Below are 18,843 nucleotides of genomic sequence, written 5' to 3'. Positions count from 1 at the left end.
AGTCCCCTCATCTTCCCCTCAGCAAAAGAAGAAAAATTATCATTTAATTTCAATGCATTAAATAATCTCATTTCACCTTTATCATTCTGGCACCCTGCTTGCAATTCCCTAAGCGTACCCAAAATGGAGTATGCAAAAAGGGAAACATAATGAAAACAAAACTGATTACCTTACAAGACGCTGCGGGCTTCTTTCGTGACGGCATGACCATCATGGTCGGTGGTTTTATGGGGGTTGGCACACCGCCTCGTCTGGTTGAAGCCCTGCTGGAATCCGGCGTCCGGGATCTGACGCTAATTGCTAACGATACTGCCTTTGTCGATACCGGTATCGGACCCCTGATCGTCAATGGGCGGGTAAGCAAAGTGATCGCTTCACACATAGGCACCAACCCGGAAACGGGTCGCCGCATGATCGCAGGCGAAATGGACGTTCAACTGGTTCCGCAAGGTACCCTGATCGAGCAAATCCGCTGCGGCGGCGCGGGTCTTGGCGGCTTTCTGACACCCACCGGCGTCGGCACCATCGTGGAAGATGGCAAACAGACCATGACGCTCGAGGGTAAAACCTGGCTGCTTGAACGTCCATTGCGCGCCGATTTAGCGCTTATTCGCGCCCATCGCGCTGACATGCTTGGCAACCTCACTTATCAGCTCAGCGCCCGGAACTTTAACCCGTTGATTGCCCTCGCCGCCGACATCACGCTGGTCGAACCGGATGAAATGGTTGAAACAGGTGAGCTGCAGCCTGACCAGATTGTTACCCCCGGCGCCGTTATCGACCATATCGTCATTCCACAGGAGAGCTAATCATGGATGCTAAACAACGTATTGCGCGCCGTGTGGCGCAAGAGCTTCGCGATGGCGATATCGTTAACTTAGGTATCGGCCTGCCGACGATGGTTGCCAACTATTTGCCCGCGGATATTCACATTACGCTGCAATCTGAGAACGGTTTTCTGGGACTGGGCCCTGTGACCACCGCGCATCCTGACCTGGTGAACGCGGGCGGTCAACCGTGCGGTATTTTGCCGGGCGCGGCGATGTTTGATAGCGCCATGTCATTTGCGCTTATTCGCGGCGGTCACGTTGATGCCTGTGTGCTTGGCGGGTTGCAGGTCGATGAGCAGGCAAACCTCGCCAACTGGGTGGTTCCCGGCAAGATGGTGCCCGGCATGGGTGGCGCAATGGATCTGGTGACCGGAGCGCGTAAAGTCATTATCGCCATGGAACATTGCGCGAAAGACGGCTCAGCGAAAATCCTGCGTCAATGCACCATGCCGCTTACTGCGCAACATGCTGTGCACATGCTGGTCACTGAGCTTGCCGTATTTCGCTTTATTGACGGCAAAATGTGGCTGACTGAAGTCGTCGAAGGATGCGACATCGCCACGCTGCGTGAAAAAACCGACGCCCATTTTGATATTGCCGACGATCTGCGCATCCTGCGAGGTGACGCATGATTGGCCGCATCGCTCGCTTTATGACGCGGGTGGTCAGCCGCTGGCTGCCTGACCCGCTGATTTTCGCCATGTTGTTAACGTTGCTGACCTTTGGCATCGCACTGTGGTTAACACCACAGACGCCTATCAGCATGGTGAAATTCTGGGGTGACGGTTTCTGGAACCTGCTGGCGTTTGGTATGCAGATGGCGCTGATCATCGTAACCGGCCATGCGTTAGCCAGTTCCGGGCCGGTGAAAAGCCTGCTGCGTACGGCGGCATCCGCCGCCAAAACTCCCGCTCAGGGCGTAATGTTGGTCACTTTTTTTGGTTCGGTGGCCTGCGTTATTAACTGGGGATTTGGTCTGGTGGTTGGGGCGATGTTCGCCCGCGAAGTCGCCCGTCGGGTACCGGGTTCCGATTATCCGTTATTGATTGCCTGCGCTTATATCGGTTTTTTGACCTGGGGTGGCGGTTTCTCAGGCTCAATGCCTTTGCTGGCGGCAACGCCCGGTAACCCGGTCGAGCACGTAGCGGGCCTGATTCCTGTCGCGGATACTCTCTTCACCGGCTTCAATATCTTCATCACCGTGGCGCTAATTGTTGTGATGCCGTTCATTACACGCATGATGACGCCAAAACCTTCAGACGTGGTGAGCATCGATCCAAAACTGTTACTGGAAGAAGCTGATTTTCAGAAGAAACTGCCGCCAGATGCGCCGCCATCGGAAAAACTGGAAGAGAGCCGCATTCTGGCGCTGATCATCGGGGCATTAGGCATTGCCTATCTGGGCATCTACTTTGCCGAGAAAGGTTTCAACATCACCATCAATACCGTCAACCTGATGTTTATGATTGCCGGTCTGCTGCTGCACAAAACGCCGATGGCCTATATGCGCGCCGTCAGCGCTGCCGCACGGAGCACCGCCGGAATTCTGGTGCAATTCCCCTTCTACGCGGGCATTCAGTTGATGATGGAGCACTCCGGTCTCGGTGGACTCATTACCGAGTTTTTCATCAACGTTGCCAACAAAGATACCTTCCCGCTGATGACCTTCTTCAGTTCAGCACTGATTAACTTTGCCGTGCCATCCGGCGGTGGCCATTGGGTTATTCAGGGACCGTTCGTCATGCCTGCCGCTCAAGCTCTGGGTGCCGATCTTGGCAAATCTGTCATGGCCATCGCCTACGGAGAGCAATGGATGAATATGGCACAGCCGTTCTGGGCACTCCCTGCTCTGGCCATCGCCGGATTGGGGGTACGCGACATCATGGGGTACTGCATCACCGCCCTGCTCTTCTCCGGCGTCATTTTTGTTATTGGATTGACCTTGTTCTGACGACAACCTCTTATTTAAAGGAACTGAAAAATGAAAAACTGTGTCATCGTCAGCGCGGCTCGTACCGCAATCGGCAGTTTTAACGGCGCACTGGCAACTACGGGAGCCGTCGAGCTTGGAGCAACCGTCATTAGAGCCGCTCTTGAACGCGCTCACCTTGACCCACAGCGCGTGGACGAGGTGATTATGGGCAACGTGTTGCAGTCAGGGCTCGGGCAAAACCCGGCGCGTCAGGCATTATTAAAAAGCGGTCTGTCCGACACCGTTTGTGGCTTTACCGTCAACAAAGTGTGCGGCTCCGGCCTGAAAAGCGTGGTGCTTGCCGCCCTGGCAATCAAAGCGGGACAAGCCCAGGCGATCGTCGCGGGGGGGATGGAAAACATGAGCCTGGCCCCCTACCTGTTAGACGCGAAAGCCCGTTGGGGATATCGCCTTGGCGACGGGCAATTGTCTGACGTCATTCTGCGCGATGGACTGATCTGCGCCGAGCATGGTTACCATATGGGGATCACCGCAGAAAATGTTGCCAAAGAGTATGGCATCAGCCGCGAAATGCAGGATGAACTGGCTCTGCAGTCACAGCGTAAAGCCGTTGCCGCAATCGAATCTGGCGCATTTCAGGCTGAAATCGTGCCCGTGAGCGTGTCATCACGGAAGAAAACCATCATTTTTGATCGTGACGAATTCCCCAAAGCTGACTCGACGGCAGAAGGTCTCGCCGCCTTACGTCCTGCCTTCGATAAAGCAGGAAGCGTCACCGCTGGCAACGCCTCGGGGATCAACGACGGCGCGGCGGCATTAGTGATAATGGAAGAGTCTGCGGCACTGTCGGCAGGGTTAAAACCGCTGGCGCGGATCAAAGCCTGGGCCAGCGGCGGCGTGGCACCTGCTATGATGGGAATGGGGCCGGTTCCAGCCACCCAAAAAGCGTTACAACTGAGCGGGCTGCAACTGTCCGATATCGATCTTATTGAAGCCAACGAAGCCTTTGCCGCGCAGTTCCTTGCCGTCGGCAAAACGCTGGGGTTCGATCCGCAAAAGGTGAACGTCAACGGCGGGGCAATTGCGCTGGGACATCCTATTGGTGCCAGCGGCGCGCGAATTCTGGTTACGCTGCTACATGCGTTACAGGCACGGGATCAAACGTTTGGACTTGCCACGCTGTGCATTGGCGGCGGTCAGGGAATCGCGATGATCGTGGAGCGCATGAACTAAAAAAAAGGGCCGGAGTTCTCCGGCCCTTCTTATTACGTTTTAATTACTCTTCAGCGTCATCCGCTGCATCATCATCGCTTTCCGCTTCAGGCGCGATATCCTCGTCACCTTCAGCTGCACTTCCGTCGATGGAGTCGAGCTCTTCATCATCAACCGGTTCAGCAACGCGTTGCAGACCCACAACGTTTTCGTCTTCCGCAGTACGGATAAGGATAACACCCTGGGTATTACGCCCTACCACGCTGATTTCCGACACGCGAGTACGTACCAGCGTACCTGCATCGGTGATCATCATGATCTGGTCGGTATCTTCAACCTGTACTGCGCCAACAACGGAGCCATTACGCTCGGTGACTTTGATGGAGATAACACCCTGCGTACCACGAGACTTGGTTGGGTATTCGCTTTCCGCTGTACGCTTACCGTAACCGTTCTGCGTGACGGTCAGGATTGCCCCTTCACCGCGTGGAACGATCAGGGAAACAACGGAGTCTTCACCGGCCAGTTTGATCCCGCGAACACCGGTCGCCGTACGACCCATCGCGCGAACTGCGTTCTCTTTAAAACGCACCACTTTACCGGCAGCAGAGAACAGCATAACTTCGTCATTACCGGACGTCAGATCAACGCCAATCAGTTCGTCGCCTTCGTTCAGGTTGACGGCGATAATACCGGCAGAACGCGGACGGCTGAATTCGGTCAATGCCGTTTTCTTCACGGTACCGCTGGCGGTTGCCATGAAGACGTTGACGCCCTCTTCGTACTCGCGTACCGGCAGAATTGCGGTGATACGTTCGTTAGCTTCCAGCGGCAGCAGGTTAACGATTGGACGTCCACGCGCACCACGGCTCGCTTCCGGCAGTTGATAAACCTTCATCCAGTACAGACGACCACGGCTGGAGAAGCAGAGGATCGTGTCATGGGTGTTGGCCACCAGCAGGCGGTCGATAAAGTCTTCTTCTTTAATGCGTGCTGCAGATTTGCCTTTACCGCCACGACGCTGCGCTTCGTAATCGGTTAACGGCTGATATTTCACGTAGCCCTGATGAGACAAGGTCACGACAACATCTTCCTGGTTAATCAGATCTTCGATGTTGATGTCAGCGCTGTTCGCGGTAATTTCGGTCCGACGAGCGTCACCGAACTGTTCACGAATCAGCTCCATCTCTTCACGGATAACTTCCATCAGACGATCTGCGCTGCCCAGAATGTGCAGCAGTTCAGCGATCTGTTCCAGCAGCTCTTTGTATTCGTCGAGCAGTTTTTCGTGCTCAAGGCCGGTCAGTTTCTGCAAACGCAGATCCAGAATAGCCTGAGCCTGCTGTTCAGTCAGGTAGTACTGACCGTCACGCACGCCAAATTCCGGTTCCAGCCATTCAGGACGCGCGGCGTCATCACCAGCACGTTCCAGCATGGCGGAAACGTTGCCCAGTTCCCACGAACGCGCAACCAGCGCGGCTTTCGCTTCTGCCGGGGTCGGCGCACGGCGGATCAGTTCGATGATCGGATCGATGTTCGCCAGCGCAATCGCCAGCGCTTCAAGGATGTGCGCACGGTCGCGGGCTTTACGCAGTTCAAAGATAGTACGACGAGTTACGACTTCACGGCGGTGACGTACGAACGCGGCAATAATATCTTTCAGGTTCATGATCTTCGGCTGGCCATGGTGCAATGCAACCATGTTGATACCGAAGGAAACCTGCAATTGGGTCTGGGAGTAAAGGTTGTTCAGAACCACTTCCCCGACCGCATCGCGTTTCACTTCAATCACGATGCGCATGCCGTCTTTGTCAGACTCGTCACGCAGTGCGCTGATGCCTTCAACGCGTTTGTCTTTTACCAGTTCGGCGATTTTCTCGATCAGGCGCGCTTTGTTTACCTGATACGGAATTTCGTGGACGATGATGGTTTCACGACCCGTTTTGGCATCCGCTTCGACTTCCGCACGTGCGCGAATGTACACTTTGCCACGGCCAGTACGGTAGGCTTCTTCGATACCACGACGACCGTTGATGATCGCTGCAGTCGGGAAGTCCGGACCCGGAATATGTTCCATCAGCCCTTCAATGCTGATGTCTTCATCGTCAATATATGCCAGACAGCCGTTGATCACTTCAGTCAGGTTGTGCGGCGGAATGTTGGTCGCCATACCTACCGCGATACCGGACGAACCGTTCACCAGCAGGTTAGGAATTTTGGTCGGCATGACGTCAGGAATTTGTTCGGTGCCGTCGTAGTTATCGACGAAATCAACCGTTTCTTTTTCCAGGTCAGCCATCAGCTCATGGGCGATTTTCGACATACGGATTTCCGTATAACGCATCGCCGCTGCGGAGTCGCCATCGACAGAACCAAAGTTACCCTGACCATCTACCAGCATGTAACGCAAGGAGAATGGCTGCGCCATACGAACAATGGTGTCGTAAACGGCGGTATCACCATGAGGGTGGTATTTACCGATTACGTCACCAACGACACGGGCAGATTTTTTATAGGCTTTATTCCAGTCGTTGCCCAATACGTTCATGGCGTAAAGTACGCGACGGTGAACCGGCTTCAGGCCATCTCGGACGTCTGGCAGCGCACGGCCAACAATGACCGACATCGCATAATCCAGATAGGAGCTCTTCAGCTCTTCCTCAATGTTGACCGGTGTAATTTCTCTCGCAAGGTCGCTCATCTAACCGCTATCCCTCTACTGTATCCCGGATTCAAAGGTCGCAAATTATAACACATACGTGAAGATTCAGGTAAATGGATTCCCCCTGACAGAGGCTTTATTCATCCCGTCAGGCTGATATACTCATTTGCATCGCAAATTTAGGAGTAGAAGCCCCAATGAATGCCGAAAAACCCCCGGTTACTCACAACGTTGACCATGAAGAAATTTCCAAGTTTGAAGCAGTCGCGTCACGCTGGTGGGATCTTGAGGGTGAATTTAAGCCACTGCACCGTATTAACCCGCTGCGTCTGGGCTACATTACTGAGCGCTCAGGTGGCCTGTTTGGTAAAAAGGTTCTCGACGTCGGCTGCGGCGGCGGCATTCTGGCGGAAAGCATGGCGCGCGAAGGCGCAACCGTCACCGGGCTGGACATGGGCTTTGAACCGTTACAGGTCGCAAAACTGCATGCGCTGGAGAGCGGCATCCAGGTGGAGTACGTACAAGAAACTGTCGAAGAACATGCGGATAAGCATGCGCATCAGTATGACGTGGTGACCTGCATGGAAATGCTGGAGCACGTACCAGATCCGCAGTCGGTGGTCAGGGCCTGCGCCAGACTGGTTAAACCGGGCGGCGAAGTCTTTTTTTCCACGCTTAACCGCAACGGCAAATCCTGGCTGATGGCGGTGGTCGGAGCGGAATATATTCTGCGGATGGTGCCGAAAGGCACGCATGATGTGAAAAAATTCATTAAGCCCGCTGAACTGTTAGAGTGGGTTGACCAGACCGTGCTGAAAGAGCGTCATATGACCGGCCTGCACTACAACCCCATCACTAACACCTTCAAACTCGGTCCGGGCGTTGATGTGAACTATATGGTGCATACCACCGCCAAAAGCGAATAAACCAGCGCTCATGGCCTTATGACGCTGGATTGTAGGCCGGATAAAGCGCGCCAGCGCCGCCATCCGGCACGACTCCGGGCTTTAACGCCTGATGGCGCTTCGCTTATCAGGCCTACGTTATTACGCATCGCCTACCAATCCTGAGTAGTACCGGTACAGCAATTTTTGCGCCAGATCATAAGAACTTTCCTTACCTTAGATGAAGAAATCAGCACTCGATCAAAATTTCTATTTTTTTTCTCAATTATTGACATCCCCGCCAGGCCTTATAAGACGCGCACTTAGCGATTCTCACCCTTTTGCAACCTCAATTTAACCTCAAAATCAACTCTTGTGCTGAAAAGAATCCCTACTAGAATACTCACCATATAGCGTCTATTTTATCAAACAACCCCTACATATAGTATTTATCCACAGACTTAGTCACAACATGACTCTGTGGATAATATGGGGGATATTTTTTCTTTCACGGACAGGTAAAAAACCACATGAATCAGAGTCTGCTGGTGACAAAGCGTGATGGTAGTACAGAGCGCATCAATCTCGACAAAATCCACCGAGTTCTGGATTGGGCGGCAGAAGGACTGAATAACGTATCGATCTCTCAGGTCGAGCTGCGCTCCCACATTCAGTTTTATGACGGTATCAAGACCTCCGATATCCATGAAACAATCATCAAAGCTGCTGCCGACCTGATCTCCCGCGAAGCGCCGGATTATCAGTATCTGGCCGCCCGTCTGGCGATTTTCCATCTGCGCAAAAAAGCCTACGGCGAGTTTGAACCGCCAAAACTGTTTGACCATGTCGTGAAAATGGTTGAAATGGGCAAATACGACAATCATCTGCTGGAAGACTACACGGAAGAAGAGTTCAAGCAGATGGACTCGTTCATCGTACACGATCGTGATATGACCTTCTCCTACGCTGCGGTGAAGCAGTTAGAAGGCAAATATCTGGTGCAAAACCGTGTTACCGGTGAGATCTATGAAAGCGCACAGTTCCTCTACATTCTGGTAGCAGCCTGCCTGTTTTCTAACTATCCGCGTGAAACACGTCTGCAATATGTGAAACGTTTCTACGACGCTGTTTCTACATTCAAAATCTCGCTGCCGACGCCGATTATGTCCGGCGTGCGTACCCCAACGCGTCAGTTCAGCTCCTGCGTTCTGATCGAGTGCGGCGACAGCCTTGACTCCATCAACGCAACCTCCAGCGCGATTGTGAAATACGTTTCTCAGCGTGCCGGTATCGGCATTAACGCCGGTCGCATCCGTGCGCTGGGTAGCCCGATTCGCGGCGGTGAAGCGTTCCACACCGGTTGTATTCCGTTCTACAAGCATTTCCAGACTGCGGTTAAATCCTGCTCTCAGGGTGGCGTACGCGGCGGTGCAGCCACGCTGTTCTACCCAATGTGGCACCTGGAAGTTGAAAGCCTGCTGGTCCTGAAAAACAACCGTGGCGTCGAAGGCAACCGCGTTCGTCACATGGACTACGGCGTACAGATCAACAAACTGATGTACACCCGTTTGCTGAAAGGCGGCGACATCACCCTGTTTAGCCCGTCCGACGTCCCGGGTCTGTATGACGCGTTCTTCGCCGATCAGGATGAGTTCGAACGTCTGTACACCCAATATGAAAACGACGACAGCATCCGCAAACAGCGCGTGAAAGCGGTTGAGCTGTTCTCACTGATGATGCAGGAACGTGCCTCTACTGGTCGTATCTATATTCAGAACGTTGACCACTGCAACACCCATAGCCCGTTTGATCCGGTTGTCGCGCCGGTACGCCAGTCCAACCTGTGCCTGGAAATCGCCCTGCCGACCAAACCGCTGACCGACGTTAACGATGAAAACGGCGAAATTGCGCTGTGTACGCTGTCCGCATTTAACCTGGGCGCTATCGAAAGTCTGGACGAACTGGAAGAACTGGCCGTACTGGCGGTACGTGCGTTGGATGCGCTGCTCGATTACCAGGATTATCCGATTCCGGCCGCCAAACGCGGTGCGATGGGGCGTCGTACGCTGGGTATTGGCGTTATCAACTATGCCTACTGGCTGGCGAAAAACGGTAAACGCTACTCTGACGGCAGCGCTAATAACCTGACTCACAAAACCTTTGAAGCGATTCAGTATTACCTGCTGAAAGCGTCTAACGAGCTGGCGAAAGAGCAAGGCGCATGCCCGTGGTTTAACGAAACCACCTATGCGAAAGGCATTCTGCCGATCGATACCTATAAAAAAGACCTGGATGCTATCGTCAGCGAATCCCTGCATTACAACTGGGAAAGCCTGCGCGAATCAATTAAAACTCACGGTCTGCGTAACTCCACGCTCTCCGCTCTGATGCCGTCCGAGACCTCTTCGCAGATCTCCAACGCCACCAACGGTATTGAACCACCACGCGGTTACGTGAGCATCAAAGCATCGAAAGATGGAATTCTGCGTCAGGTCGTGCCGGACTACGAACACCTGCACGACGCATATGAACTGCTGTGGGAAATGCCGAACAACGACGGCTACTTGCAGCTGGTAGGTATCATGCAGAAATTTATCGATCAGTCGATTTCTGCCAACACCAACTACGATCCGTCGCGCTTCCCGTCCGGAAAAGTACCGATGCAGCAGTTGCTGAAAGACCTGCTCACCGCCTACAAATTTGGTGTCAAAACGCTGTATTATCAGAACACCCGTGACGGTGCGGAAGACTCTCAGGACGATCTGGTACCGTCCATTCAGGACGATGGCTGCGAAAGCGGCGCATGTAAGATTTAATCTTTTGCCGGGTGGCGTAGCGCTTACCCGGCCTACAAATTAATTCGCGGTATTGTAGGCCGGATAAGCAAAGCGCATCCGGCAGTACATTCCAGACAGGATTCACATCAATGGCATACACCACTTTTTCACAGACGAAAAATGATCAGCTTCTGGAACCGATGTTCTTCGGCCAGCCGGTGAACGTCGCCCGCTACGATCAGCAAAAATATGACATCTTTGAAAAACTGATCGAAAAGCAACTCTCTTTCTTCTGGCGTCCGGAAGAAGTCGATGTTTCTCGCGATCGTATCGATTTCCAGGCACTGCCGGAACATGAAAAACATATCTTCATTAGCAACCTGAAGTATCAGACGCTGCTGGACTCCATTCAGGGACGTAGTCCAAACGTCGCGCTGCTGCCGTTAATCTCGATCCCTGAGCTGGAAACCTGGGTAGAAACCTGGGCGTTTTCTGAAACGATCCATTCCCGCTCCTACACCCACATCATTCGTAACATCGTGAACGATCCGGCGGTGGTGTTTGACGATATCGTCACTAATGAGCAAATCCAGAAACGCGCCGAAGGTATTTCCAGCTACTACGACGAGTTGATCGAGATGACCAGCTACTGGCACTTGCTGGGCGAAGGTACGCATACCGTGAATGGTAAAACGGTTGTCGTAAACCTGCGTGAACTGAAGAAGAAGCTATATCTGTGCCTGATGAGCGTCAACGCGCTGGAAGCGATCCGCTTTTATGTCAGCTTCGCCTGCTCCTTCGCATTCGCCGAACGTGAACTGATGGAAGGCAACGCGAAAATTATTCGTCTGATCGCCCGCGACGAAGCCCTGCATCTGACCGGTACTCAGCATATGCTGAACCTTCTGCGCAGCGGTGTAGACGATCCGGAGATGGCGGAAATTGCCGAAGAGTGCAAACAAGAATGTTACGACCTGTTCGTACAGGCCGCGCTGCAGGAAAAAGAGTGGGCGGACTATCTGTTCCGTGATGGCTCAATGATTGGCCTGAATAAAGACATTCTGTGCCAGTACGTTGAGTACATCACCAACATCCGTATGCAGGCTGTCGGACTCGATCTGCCATTCCAGACACGCTCTAACCCGATCCCTTGGATCAATACCTGGCTGGTGTCTGACAACGTCCAGGTCGCACCTCAGGAAGTGGAAGTCAGCTCTTATCTGGTCGGCCAGATCGATTCGGAAGTTGATACTGACGATCTGAGTAACTTCCAGCTCTGATGGGCCGCGTGACTTTGCGCATCTCTGGCACACAACTGCTGTGCCAGGATGAACATCCTTCCCTACTTGCCGCACTCGAGTCGCACGATGTTGAAGTCGAATATCAGTGTCGTGAAGGCTACTGCGGCTCCTGTCGTACCCGCCTGGTGGCGGGACAGGTTGACTGGATTGCAGAACCTCTGGCCTTCATTCAACCGGGTGAAATATTGCCCTGCTGTTGCCGGGCAAAAGGCGATATTGAAATAGAGCTGTAACGCAAGGCGGGATAAAAATTGTTACTGGCAAAAGAGCCGCCGATGAACGGCAGCCCTTTATTTCTCCTGCAGGCTTGTATGGAAACGTTGACAGCAGACGGCCTTATCTAGCGGTTAAAACGTTTCGTCCAATAAGGCCTGTGACCGGAGGTGCATCACAGGCCTTATGCCATTACTCTTTATTCAGGAATTTCACTGCTTTGTCGGGGAAGTCGGTGAACAGCCCGCCAACGCCCGCTTTGTTATAAAGAATGTCATACAGCTGGTTTACGTCAGTGGTGTAATCCGGCAGTTGATCGGCGCGAACGGTATAAGGATGCACCACCATCTTATTCTGATGTGCGTCCTGCACCATGCCAGTTAACGAGATATTGCCCTTCTTCGACTTCTCATCAATCAGCATGTGGTAGTCCGGCCCAATGCCGTCCGCATACTGCGCAACCTGCTTCATGGCACCCGGTTTAAACATCCAGTCGTAGTTGTAATTAACCCAACTGCCGTCCGGCTTTTTCTCCTGAGTTTCATTCCAGTCAGTGTACGCAATCAACTGTACCAGATTGAGATCCATCCCCATCTTCGGTTCCAGTTCATTCTTAATGCGCTTTAACTCTGCGACATCAAAACACTGCAGATAGACCTTGTCGTTCTTGTCGGTGTACCCGTACTTTTTCAGTACTTCCAGCGTTTTAGCCGCAATGTCCTTCCCTTCCTGATGATGGAACCACGGCGCTTTCATTTCCGGGTAAATGCCGATGTTTTTACCGGTTGAATGATTTAATCCCTGAACGAACTCAATCTCTTCTTCGAAAGTGTGCACACGGAAATCAGATTTACCCATCGGGAAACGCCCTGGGTAGGTCTGGACCTTTTTGCCATTTTCGATATCAAAGCCTTCGGTAAATTTCAGCGACTTAATCTCATCCAGCGTAAAGTCGATAGCATAGTAACGCCCATCTTTACGCGCACGATCCGGGAAACGCTCGGCAACATCGGTGACGCGGTCAAGATAGTGGTCATGCAGGACGACCAGATGGTCGTCCTTAGTCATCACCAAATCCTGTTCCAGGTAATCCGCTCCCTGAGCATAGGCCATCGCTTTCGCAGGTAACGTATGCTCCGGTAGATAACCGCTGGCGCCACGGTGCGCAATCACGATTTTATCTGCGGCAACCGCCGCGCTGCTCACAACCATACCTGCCAGCATCAGCGCCACGCTGATACTTTTCAATGTGGTTTTCATCTATTAGCCCCCGTTACGCTTGAGCTGCATCTCTTCGTGATGGCGTTTTTCGCCAATCATGACGACTACCAGCAGAATAACCGCCAGCACGCTACCGCCAATCATCACCATAAAGCCGCCGTCCCAACCGAAGAAGTCAACGGTGTAGCCGACAATGGCGCTCGCAGCCACAGAACCGCCGAGATAACCGAACAGACCAGTAAAGCCAGCCGCCGTACCTGCCGCTTTTTTCGGTGCCAGTTCCAGCGCATGCAGACCAATCAACATGACCGGGCCGTAGATCAGGAAGCCGATGATAATCATACAAGCCATATCTACGTTCGGGTTGCCTGCCGGGTTCATCCAGTAAACGATGGTCGCAATCGTCACTAGCGTCATAAAGAACACGCCGGTCGCGCCACGGTTTCCACGGAAGACTTTATCCGACATCCAGCCACACAGCAGCGTGCCCGGAATACCCGCATATTCATACAGGAAGTAGGCCCAGGATGATTTATCCAGTGCAAAATGCTTCACTTCTTTCAGGTAAGTCGGCGACCAGTCCAGGATGCCGTAGCGCAGCAGATAAACAAACACGTTGGCGATAGCGATGTACCACAACAGTTTGTTCGGCAGTACGTACTGCATGAAGATCTGCTTCGCAGTCAGCTCTTCTTCCGCTTTCTCGTTGTAATCGTCCGGATAATCGTTCTTGTACTCTTCGATTGGCGGCAGACCACAGGACTGCGGAGTGTCACGCATCAGAGCAAAAGCAAACAGCGCGACGACGATCGCACCGAAAGCAGGCATGTACAGCGCCGCTTTCCAGTCATTGAACCAGGCCATACCCAGCAGGAATAACAGAGGAGGCAGACCGCCACCCACGTTATGCGCACAGTTCCAGACTGAAACGATGCCGCCACGCTCTTTCTGCGACCACCAGTGCACCATGGTACGACCACACGGCGGCCATCCCATCCCCTGGAACCATCCGCAGAGGAACAGCAGCACAAACATAATCGCAATGCTCGATGTTGCCCACGGTACAAAGCCCATAAACAACATCACTGCCGCAGCCAGTATCAGACCCGCAGGCAGGAAAACGCGCGGATTCGAGCGATCCGAAACGGACCCCATGATGAATTTCGAAAATCCGTAAGCAATGGAGATACCGGACAACGCAAAACCCAGATCGCCACGCGAGAACCCCTGCTCAACCAGATACGGCATCGCAAGGGCAAAGTTCTTACGTACCAGATAGTACGCGGCATAACCAAAGAAAATCCCCAGAAAAATCTGCCAACGTAATCGACGATATGTCGGGTCGATCTCCGCTGCAGGTAAACGCGCCGTGTGTGACGCTGGTTTAAAAATGCTCAACATAGTGTAGCCTCCGTGGCCGTCTTTCATTCGAAGTAAACACTGCAGTTCGTCATTACTACCCTACCGCTCCCAGTGTGGCCGCGATGTTAAGGAAAGATACATAACAAAAATGTGAAACGCAGCACATATTGTTACAGATTTATGACAAATGTTCATAAAGGCGCACGAAATCACGTTTCATTTTCGAATAATGAGCGATTATGCGCGAAATCAAACAATCCATGTTTTTTATGTGGCTAAATGATAAAAAACGAACTGTGAGGAAAAACAATGAAAACTCGCGACTCGCAAACAAGTGACGTGATTATCATTGGTGGAGGAGCAACAGGTGCAGGGATCGCACGCGATTGTGCGCTGCGCGGGTTGCGCGTCATCTTAGTGGAACGCCACGATATCGCCACAGGTGCGACCGGGCGCAACCACGGCCTGCTGCACAGCGGTGCACGCTACGCCGTCACCGACGCTGAATCTGCCCGTGAGTGCATCAGCGAAAACCAAATTCTGAAACGTATCGCCCGCCATTGCGTTGAGCCAACGGACGGTCTGTTTATTACCCTGCCGGAGGATGAGCTCTCCTTTCAGGCGACCTTTATTCGCGCCTGTGAAGAGGCTGGGATTCGCGCAGAAGCGATTGACCCTCAGCAGGCACGTATTATCGAACCTTCCGTGAATCCACAGCTGATTGGTGCGGTAAAAGTGCCGGACGGCACGGTTGATCCTTTCCGCTTAACCGCCGCCAACATGCTGGATGCGCGTGAGCATGGCGCGGTTATCTTAACGGCGCATGAAGTCACGGGACTTATCCGTGAAGGGGCAACGGTTTGCGGCGTTAACGTGCGCAATCATCTGACGGGCGAAATGCAGTCCCTGCATGCACCAGTTGTCGTCAACGCCGCCGGGATCTGGGGTCAACGCATTGCGGAATATGCCGATCTGAGCATCCGAATGTTCCCGGCCAAAGGTTCGTTGCTGATTATGGATCATCGCATTAACCAGCATGTCATCAACCGCTGCCGTAAACCGTCTGACGCCGATATTCTGGTGCCTGGCGATACCATCTCATTGATCGGTACCACCTCGCAGCACATTGATTACGATGATATCGACAGCAACCGCGTCACCGCAGAAGAAGTCGACATTCTGCTGCGTGAAGGCGAGAAACTGGCGCCGATTATGGCGAAAACGCGCATTTTACGCGCCTACTCCGGCGTGCGTCCGCTGGTGGCCAGCGACGACGATCCCACCGGGCGTAACGTCAGCCGTGGGATTGTACTGTTCGATCACGCCCAGCGTGACGGACTGGAAGGGTTTATCACCATTACCGGCGGCAAACTGATGACCTACCGCCTGATGGCGGAATGGGCTACCGATGCTGTTTGCCGTAAGCTGGGCAATACCCAGCCTTGCACAACCGCAGACACCGCGTTGCCTGGCTCACAGGAATCTACCGAGCATACGCTTAAACGCGTTATTTCGTTACCTGCGCCGCTACGCGGCTCGGCAGTCTACCGTCACGGCGATCGTACCCCAGCGTGGCTGAGCGAAGGCCGTCAACATCGCAGCCTGGTCTGTGAATGCGAAGCGGTCACCGCAGGCGAAGTGCAATACGCCGTCGAGAATTTAACCGTCAACAGTCTGCTCGATTTACGTCGCCGTACCCGCGTCGGAATGGGGACCTGCCAGGGCGAATTGTGTGCCTGTCGCGCCGCAGGTTTGCTGCAACGTTTTAATGTCACTACCGCAGCACAATCCATTACTCAGCTTTCCGACTTCCTCAACGAACGCTGGAAAGGTGTGCAGCCTATCGCCTGGGGAGATGCACTGCGCGAAAGCGAATTCACTCGCTGGGTTTATCAAGGGTTGTGTGGTCTGGAAAAGGAGCACCAGGATGAAATTTGATACCGTCATTATAGGCGGCGGCCTCGCTGGACTGCTATGTGGCCTGCAACTGCAAAAAAGCGGACTGCGCTGCACGATTGTTACCCGCGGCCAAAGCGCCCTACATTTTTCCTCCGGCTCACTGGATTTGCTCAGCAGCTTACCCGATGGTCAACCGGTGACGGATATAGAAGCGGGTTTGAATACGCTGCACACTCAGGCACCCGCACATCCGTATAGCACCATCGGAACGCAGAACGTTCTGGAACTGGCCCAGCAGGCGCAAAATTTACTGGAAGAATGCGGAACGCATTTGCAAGGCAACGTGCATCAGGCACATCAACGTGTTACCCCGCTGGGCACCCTGCGCTCAACCTGGTTAAGTTCCCCGGAAGTGCCGGTCTGGCCGCTGTCCGCGCAGCGTATATGCGTTGTAGGGATTAGCGGGTTACTGGATTTTCAGGCGCATCTCGCCGCGGCGTCATTACGCCAACGTAATCTCAGCGTCGAGACGGCTGAAATCGAACTGCCGGAACTGGATGTTCTGCGTGATAACCCAACTGAGTTTCGCGCCGTTAATATTGCGCGCCTGCTGGATAACGAAGATAAATGGTCGCTGCTCTATGACGCATTACTGCCAATGGCAAAAACCTGCGACATGATAATCATGCCGGCCTGCTTTGGTCTGGCAGATGAGCGACTCTGGCAGTGGCTTAACGAGCGCCTCCCCTGCTCGCTGACACTGTTACCGACCCTACCTCCTTCGGTACTGGGCATGCGTTTACACAACAAATTGCAGCGCCAGTTTGTGCGCCAGGGCGGTGTGTGGATGCCGGGTGATGAAGTGAAGAAAATCACCTGTCAGGACGGCGTGGTCAGCGAAATCTGGACCCGAAATCATGCCGATATCCCGTTGCGGCCACGTTTCGCCGTGCTCGCCAGCGGCAGTTTTTTCAGCAGCGGGCTGGTCGCCACGCATGAGGCAATCCACGAACCAATCCTGGGACTGGATGTACAGCAAACAGCTACCCGCGCCGAGTGGTATCAGCGTGATGTTTTCGATCCACAACCGTGGCAACTGTTTGGCGTCACAACCGATGCCACATTGCGCCCATCACTGGCGGGAAAAACGATAGAGAACATGTACGCCATCGGTTCCGTCCTCGGCGGATTCGACCCTATCGCCCAGGGTTGCGGAGGCGGCGTGTGCGCAGTCAGCGCCTTACATGCCGCACATCATATTGCGAAACGTGCAGGAGGACAGCAATGAGCGACACACGTTTTGAAAGTTGTATCAAATGTACGGTGTGCACCACCGCCTGCCCGGTAAGCCGCGTCAACCCGAGCTACCCGGGCCCTAAGCAGGCCGGCCCGGACGGTGAACGTCTGCGCCTGAAAGATGGCGCACTATATGACGATGCGCTGAAATACTGCATCAACTGTAAGCGCTGCGAAGTGGCCTGTCCGTCAGACGTGAAAATCGGCGATATCATCCAGCGCGCGCGCGCCAAATACGACACGACGCGCCCATCGCTGCGTAACTTCGTCTTAAGCCATACCGATTTAATGGGTAGCGTTTCCACCCCCTTCGCCCCAATAGTGAATACCGCCACCTCACTAAAACCGGTACGTCAGTTGCTGGATTACGCGCTAAAAATCGATCATCGCCGTACGCTGCCGAAGTACTCCTTTGGTACCTTCCGCCGCTGGTATCGCAGCATTGCCGCACAGCAGGCGCAGTATCAGGATCAGGTCGCCTTTTTCCACGGCTGTTTTGTGAATTACAACCATCCCCAGCTTGGCAAAGACCTGATCAAGGTGTTGAATGCGATGGGAACCGGCGTGCAACTGCTGAGTAAAGAGAAATGCTGTGGCGTGCCGCTGATTGCTAACGGATTTACAGATAAAGCGCGTAAGCAGGCGGTCAGCAACGTGGCCTCACTCCGGGAAGCGATTGATGGCAAAGGCATTCCGGTGATCGCCACCTCATCAACCTGTACCTTTGCGCTACGTGATGAATATCCAGAAGTGCTGGATGTCGACAACTCAGGCCTGCGAGAACACATTGAACTGGCAACCCGCTGGCTGTGGCGCAAGCTGGATGAAGGTAAAACGCTGCCGCTGAAAACGCTGCCGCTGAAGGTGGTCTATCACACGCCATGCCATATGGAGAAAATGGGCTGGACGCTCTACACGCTGGAGCTACTGCGACAAATTCCGGGGCTGGAGCTGACGGTGCTGGATTCTCAGTGTTGTGGGATTGCCGGGACTTACGGCTTTAAAAAGGAAAACTATCCGACTTCACAGTCTATTGGCGCACCGTTATTCCGCCAAATTGAAGAAAGCGGCGCAGATATCGTCGTCACCGACTGCGAAACCTGTAAATGGCAGATTGAGATGTCTACCAGTAAGCGTTGCGAACATCCTATCACCCTGCTTGCCAAAGCGTTGGGGTAACTCAGTTGCCCGGTGGTGTTTGCTACCGGGCATTTTTGCGCATCCAGTTCCGCTTATTTGAATACGTTGCAGTC

At 53.5% G+C, this 18,843-nt stretch carries 14 protein-coding genes and 1 pseudogene; 12 read left to right on the top strand and 3 right to left on the bottom strand.

All coding sequences use genetic code 11. The features are described from left to right. Positions 1-149 precede the first annotated feature (149 nt). Genes atoD through OGV71_RS13840 form a run of 4 tightly spaced genes read left to right on the top strand, consistent with a single transcriptional unit; the run spans position 150 to position 3,996 of the window. Positions 150-809, top strand: coding sequence for an acetate CoA-transferase subunit alpha (gene atoD, locus OGV71_RS13855; RefSeq protein WP_003845129.1), 660 nt, complete (start codon positions 150-152; stop codon positions 807-809). Positions 810-811: 2 nt separating this feature from the next. Beyond that, complete coding sequence (locus OGV71_RS13850; protein ID WP_032949682.1) at positions 812-1,462, top strand: 3-oxoacid CoA-transferase subunit B; 651 nt, start codon at positions 812-814, stop codon at positions 1,460-1,462. Continuing rightward, complete coding sequence (locus tag OGV71_RS13845) at positions 1,459-2,781, top strand: TIGR00366 family protein (protein WP_048218308.1); 1,323 nt, start codon at positions 1,459-1,461, stop codon at positions 2,779-2,781. Before OGV71_RS13850 ends, OGV71_RS13845 begins: the two co-directional genes overlap by 4 nt. Before the next feature lie 30 nt (positions 2,782-2,811). Beyond that, on the top strand, positions 2,812-3,996 hold the full coding sequence (locus tag OGV71_RS13840; protein ID WP_220393130.1) for an acetyl-CoA C-acetyltransferase: 1,185 nt from the start codon (positions 2,812-2,814) through the stop codon (positions 3,994-3,996). Between the two features lie 43 nt (positions 3,997-4,039). Here the strand turns inward: OGV71_RS13840 and gyrA are convergent, their stop codons facing one another. Further along, a complete protein-coding gene (gene gyrA, locus OGV71_RS13835) occupies positions 4,040-6,676 on the bottom strand; it encodes a DNA topoisomerase (ATP-hydrolyzing) subunit A (RefSeq protein WP_003027598.1) in 2,637 nt (878 codons plus the stop codon). 158 nt (positions 6,677-6,834) lie between these two features. Here gyrA and ubiG point away from each other — a divergent pair, with 158 nt between their 5' ends. The 5 genes and pseudogenes from ubiG to OGV71_RS13810 form a co-directional block, all read left to right on the top strand. Next, a complete protein-coding gene (ubiG, locus tag OGV71_RS13830) occupies positions 6,835-7,563 on the top strand; it encodes a bifunctional 2-polyprenyl-6-hydroxyphenol methylase/3-demethylubiquinol 3-O-methyltransferase UbiG (RefSeq protein ID WP_204583412.1) in 729 nt (242 codons plus the stop codon). A gap of 488 nt (positions 7,564-8,051) precedes the next feature. Then, positions 8,052-10,337 (top strand): class 1a ribonucleoside-diphosphate reductase subunit alpha, encoded by a 2,286-nt coding sequence (gene nrdA, locus OGV71_RS13825; RefSeq protein ID WP_003027604.1) that lies wholly within the window; start codon positions 8,052-8,054, stop codon positions 10,335-10,337. Positions 10,338-10,447: 110 nt separating this feature from the next. Continuing rightward, positions 10,448-11,578 (top strand): class Ia ribonucleoside-diphosphate reductase subunit beta, encoded by a 1,131-nt coding sequence (gene nrdB, locus OGV71_RS13820; protein WP_003027605.1) that lies wholly within the window; start codon positions 10,448-10,450, stop codon positions 11,576-11,578. Beyond that, complete coding sequence (yfaE, locus tag OGV71_RS13815; protein WP_003027609.1) at positions 11,578-11,832, top strand: ferredoxin-like diferric-tyrosyl radical cofactor maintenance protein YfaE; 255 nt, start codon at positions 11,578-11,580, stop codon at positions 11,830-11,832. The genes nrdB and yfaE overlap by 1 nt, the downstream gene beginning before the upstream one ends. A 21-nt stretch (positions 11,833-11,853) precedes the next feature. Continuing rightward, positions 11,854-11,943: pseudogene (locus OGV71_RS13810) on the top strand (hypothetical protein); the annotation flags it as partial. A gap of 61 nt (positions 11,944-12,004) precedes the next feature. Here OGV71_RS13810 and glpQ read toward each other — a convergent pair. Together glpQ and glpT are read right to left on the bottom strand one after the other, a co-directional pair. Then, the gene (glpQ, locus tag OGV71_RS13805; protein WP_204583411.1) at positions 12,005-13,072 is read right to left on the bottom strand and encodes a glycerophosphodiester phosphodiesterase; all 1,068 of its coding nucleotides are present in this window, start codon (positions 13,070-13,072) and stop codon (positions 12,005-12,007) included. A gap of 3 nt (positions 13,073-13,075) precedes the next feature. After that, the gene (gene glpT, locus OGV71_RS13800) at positions 13,076-14,434 is read right to left on the bottom strand and encodes a glycerol-3-phosphate transporter (RefSeq protein WP_032949686.1); all 1,359 of its coding nucleotides are present in this window, start codon (positions 14,432-14,434) and stop codon (positions 13,076-13,078) included. A 270-nt stretch (positions 14,435-14,704) separates the two neighbouring features. Here glpT and glpA point away from each other — a divergent pair, with 270 nt between their 5' ends. The 3 genes from glpA to glpC are packed head-to-tail and all read left to right on the top strand — an operon-like array spanning position 14,705 to position 18,769. After that, positions 14,705-16,333, top strand: a complete 1,629-nt coding sequence (gene glpA, locus OGV71_RS13795) for an anaerobic glycerol-3-phosphate dehydrogenase subunit A (protein ID WP_046670096.1) — start codon at positions 14,705-14,707, stop codon at positions 16,331-16,333. Then, complete coding sequence (gene glpB / locus OGV71_RS13790; protein ID WP_204583410.1) at positions 16,323-17,582, top strand: glycerol-3-phosphate dehydrogenase subunit GlpB; 1,260 nt, start codon at positions 16,323-16,325, stop codon at positions 17,580-17,582. The genes glpA and glpB overlap by 11 nt, the downstream gene beginning before the upstream one ends. Then, entirely contained in the window at positions 17,579-18,769 is a 1,191-nt protein-coding gene (glpC, locus tag OGV71_RS13785; protein ID WP_003027620.1) for an anaerobic glycerol-3-phosphate dehydrogenase subunit GlpC, read from the top strand. The genes glpB and glpC overlap by 4 nt, the downstream gene beginning before the upstream one ends. The last annotated feature ends 74 nt before the right edge of the window (positions 18,770-18,843 follow it).

It is taken from the genome of Citrobacter sp. Cf088, from assembly GCF_030334295.1.
GTDB lineage: Bacteria > Pseudomonadota > Gammaproteobacteria > Enterobacterales > Enterobacteriaceae > Citrobacter > Citrobacter freundii.
The sequence above is the reverse complement of the archived record's forward strand: the minus strand, read 5'-3'. Positions and strand labels throughout refer to the sequence as shown.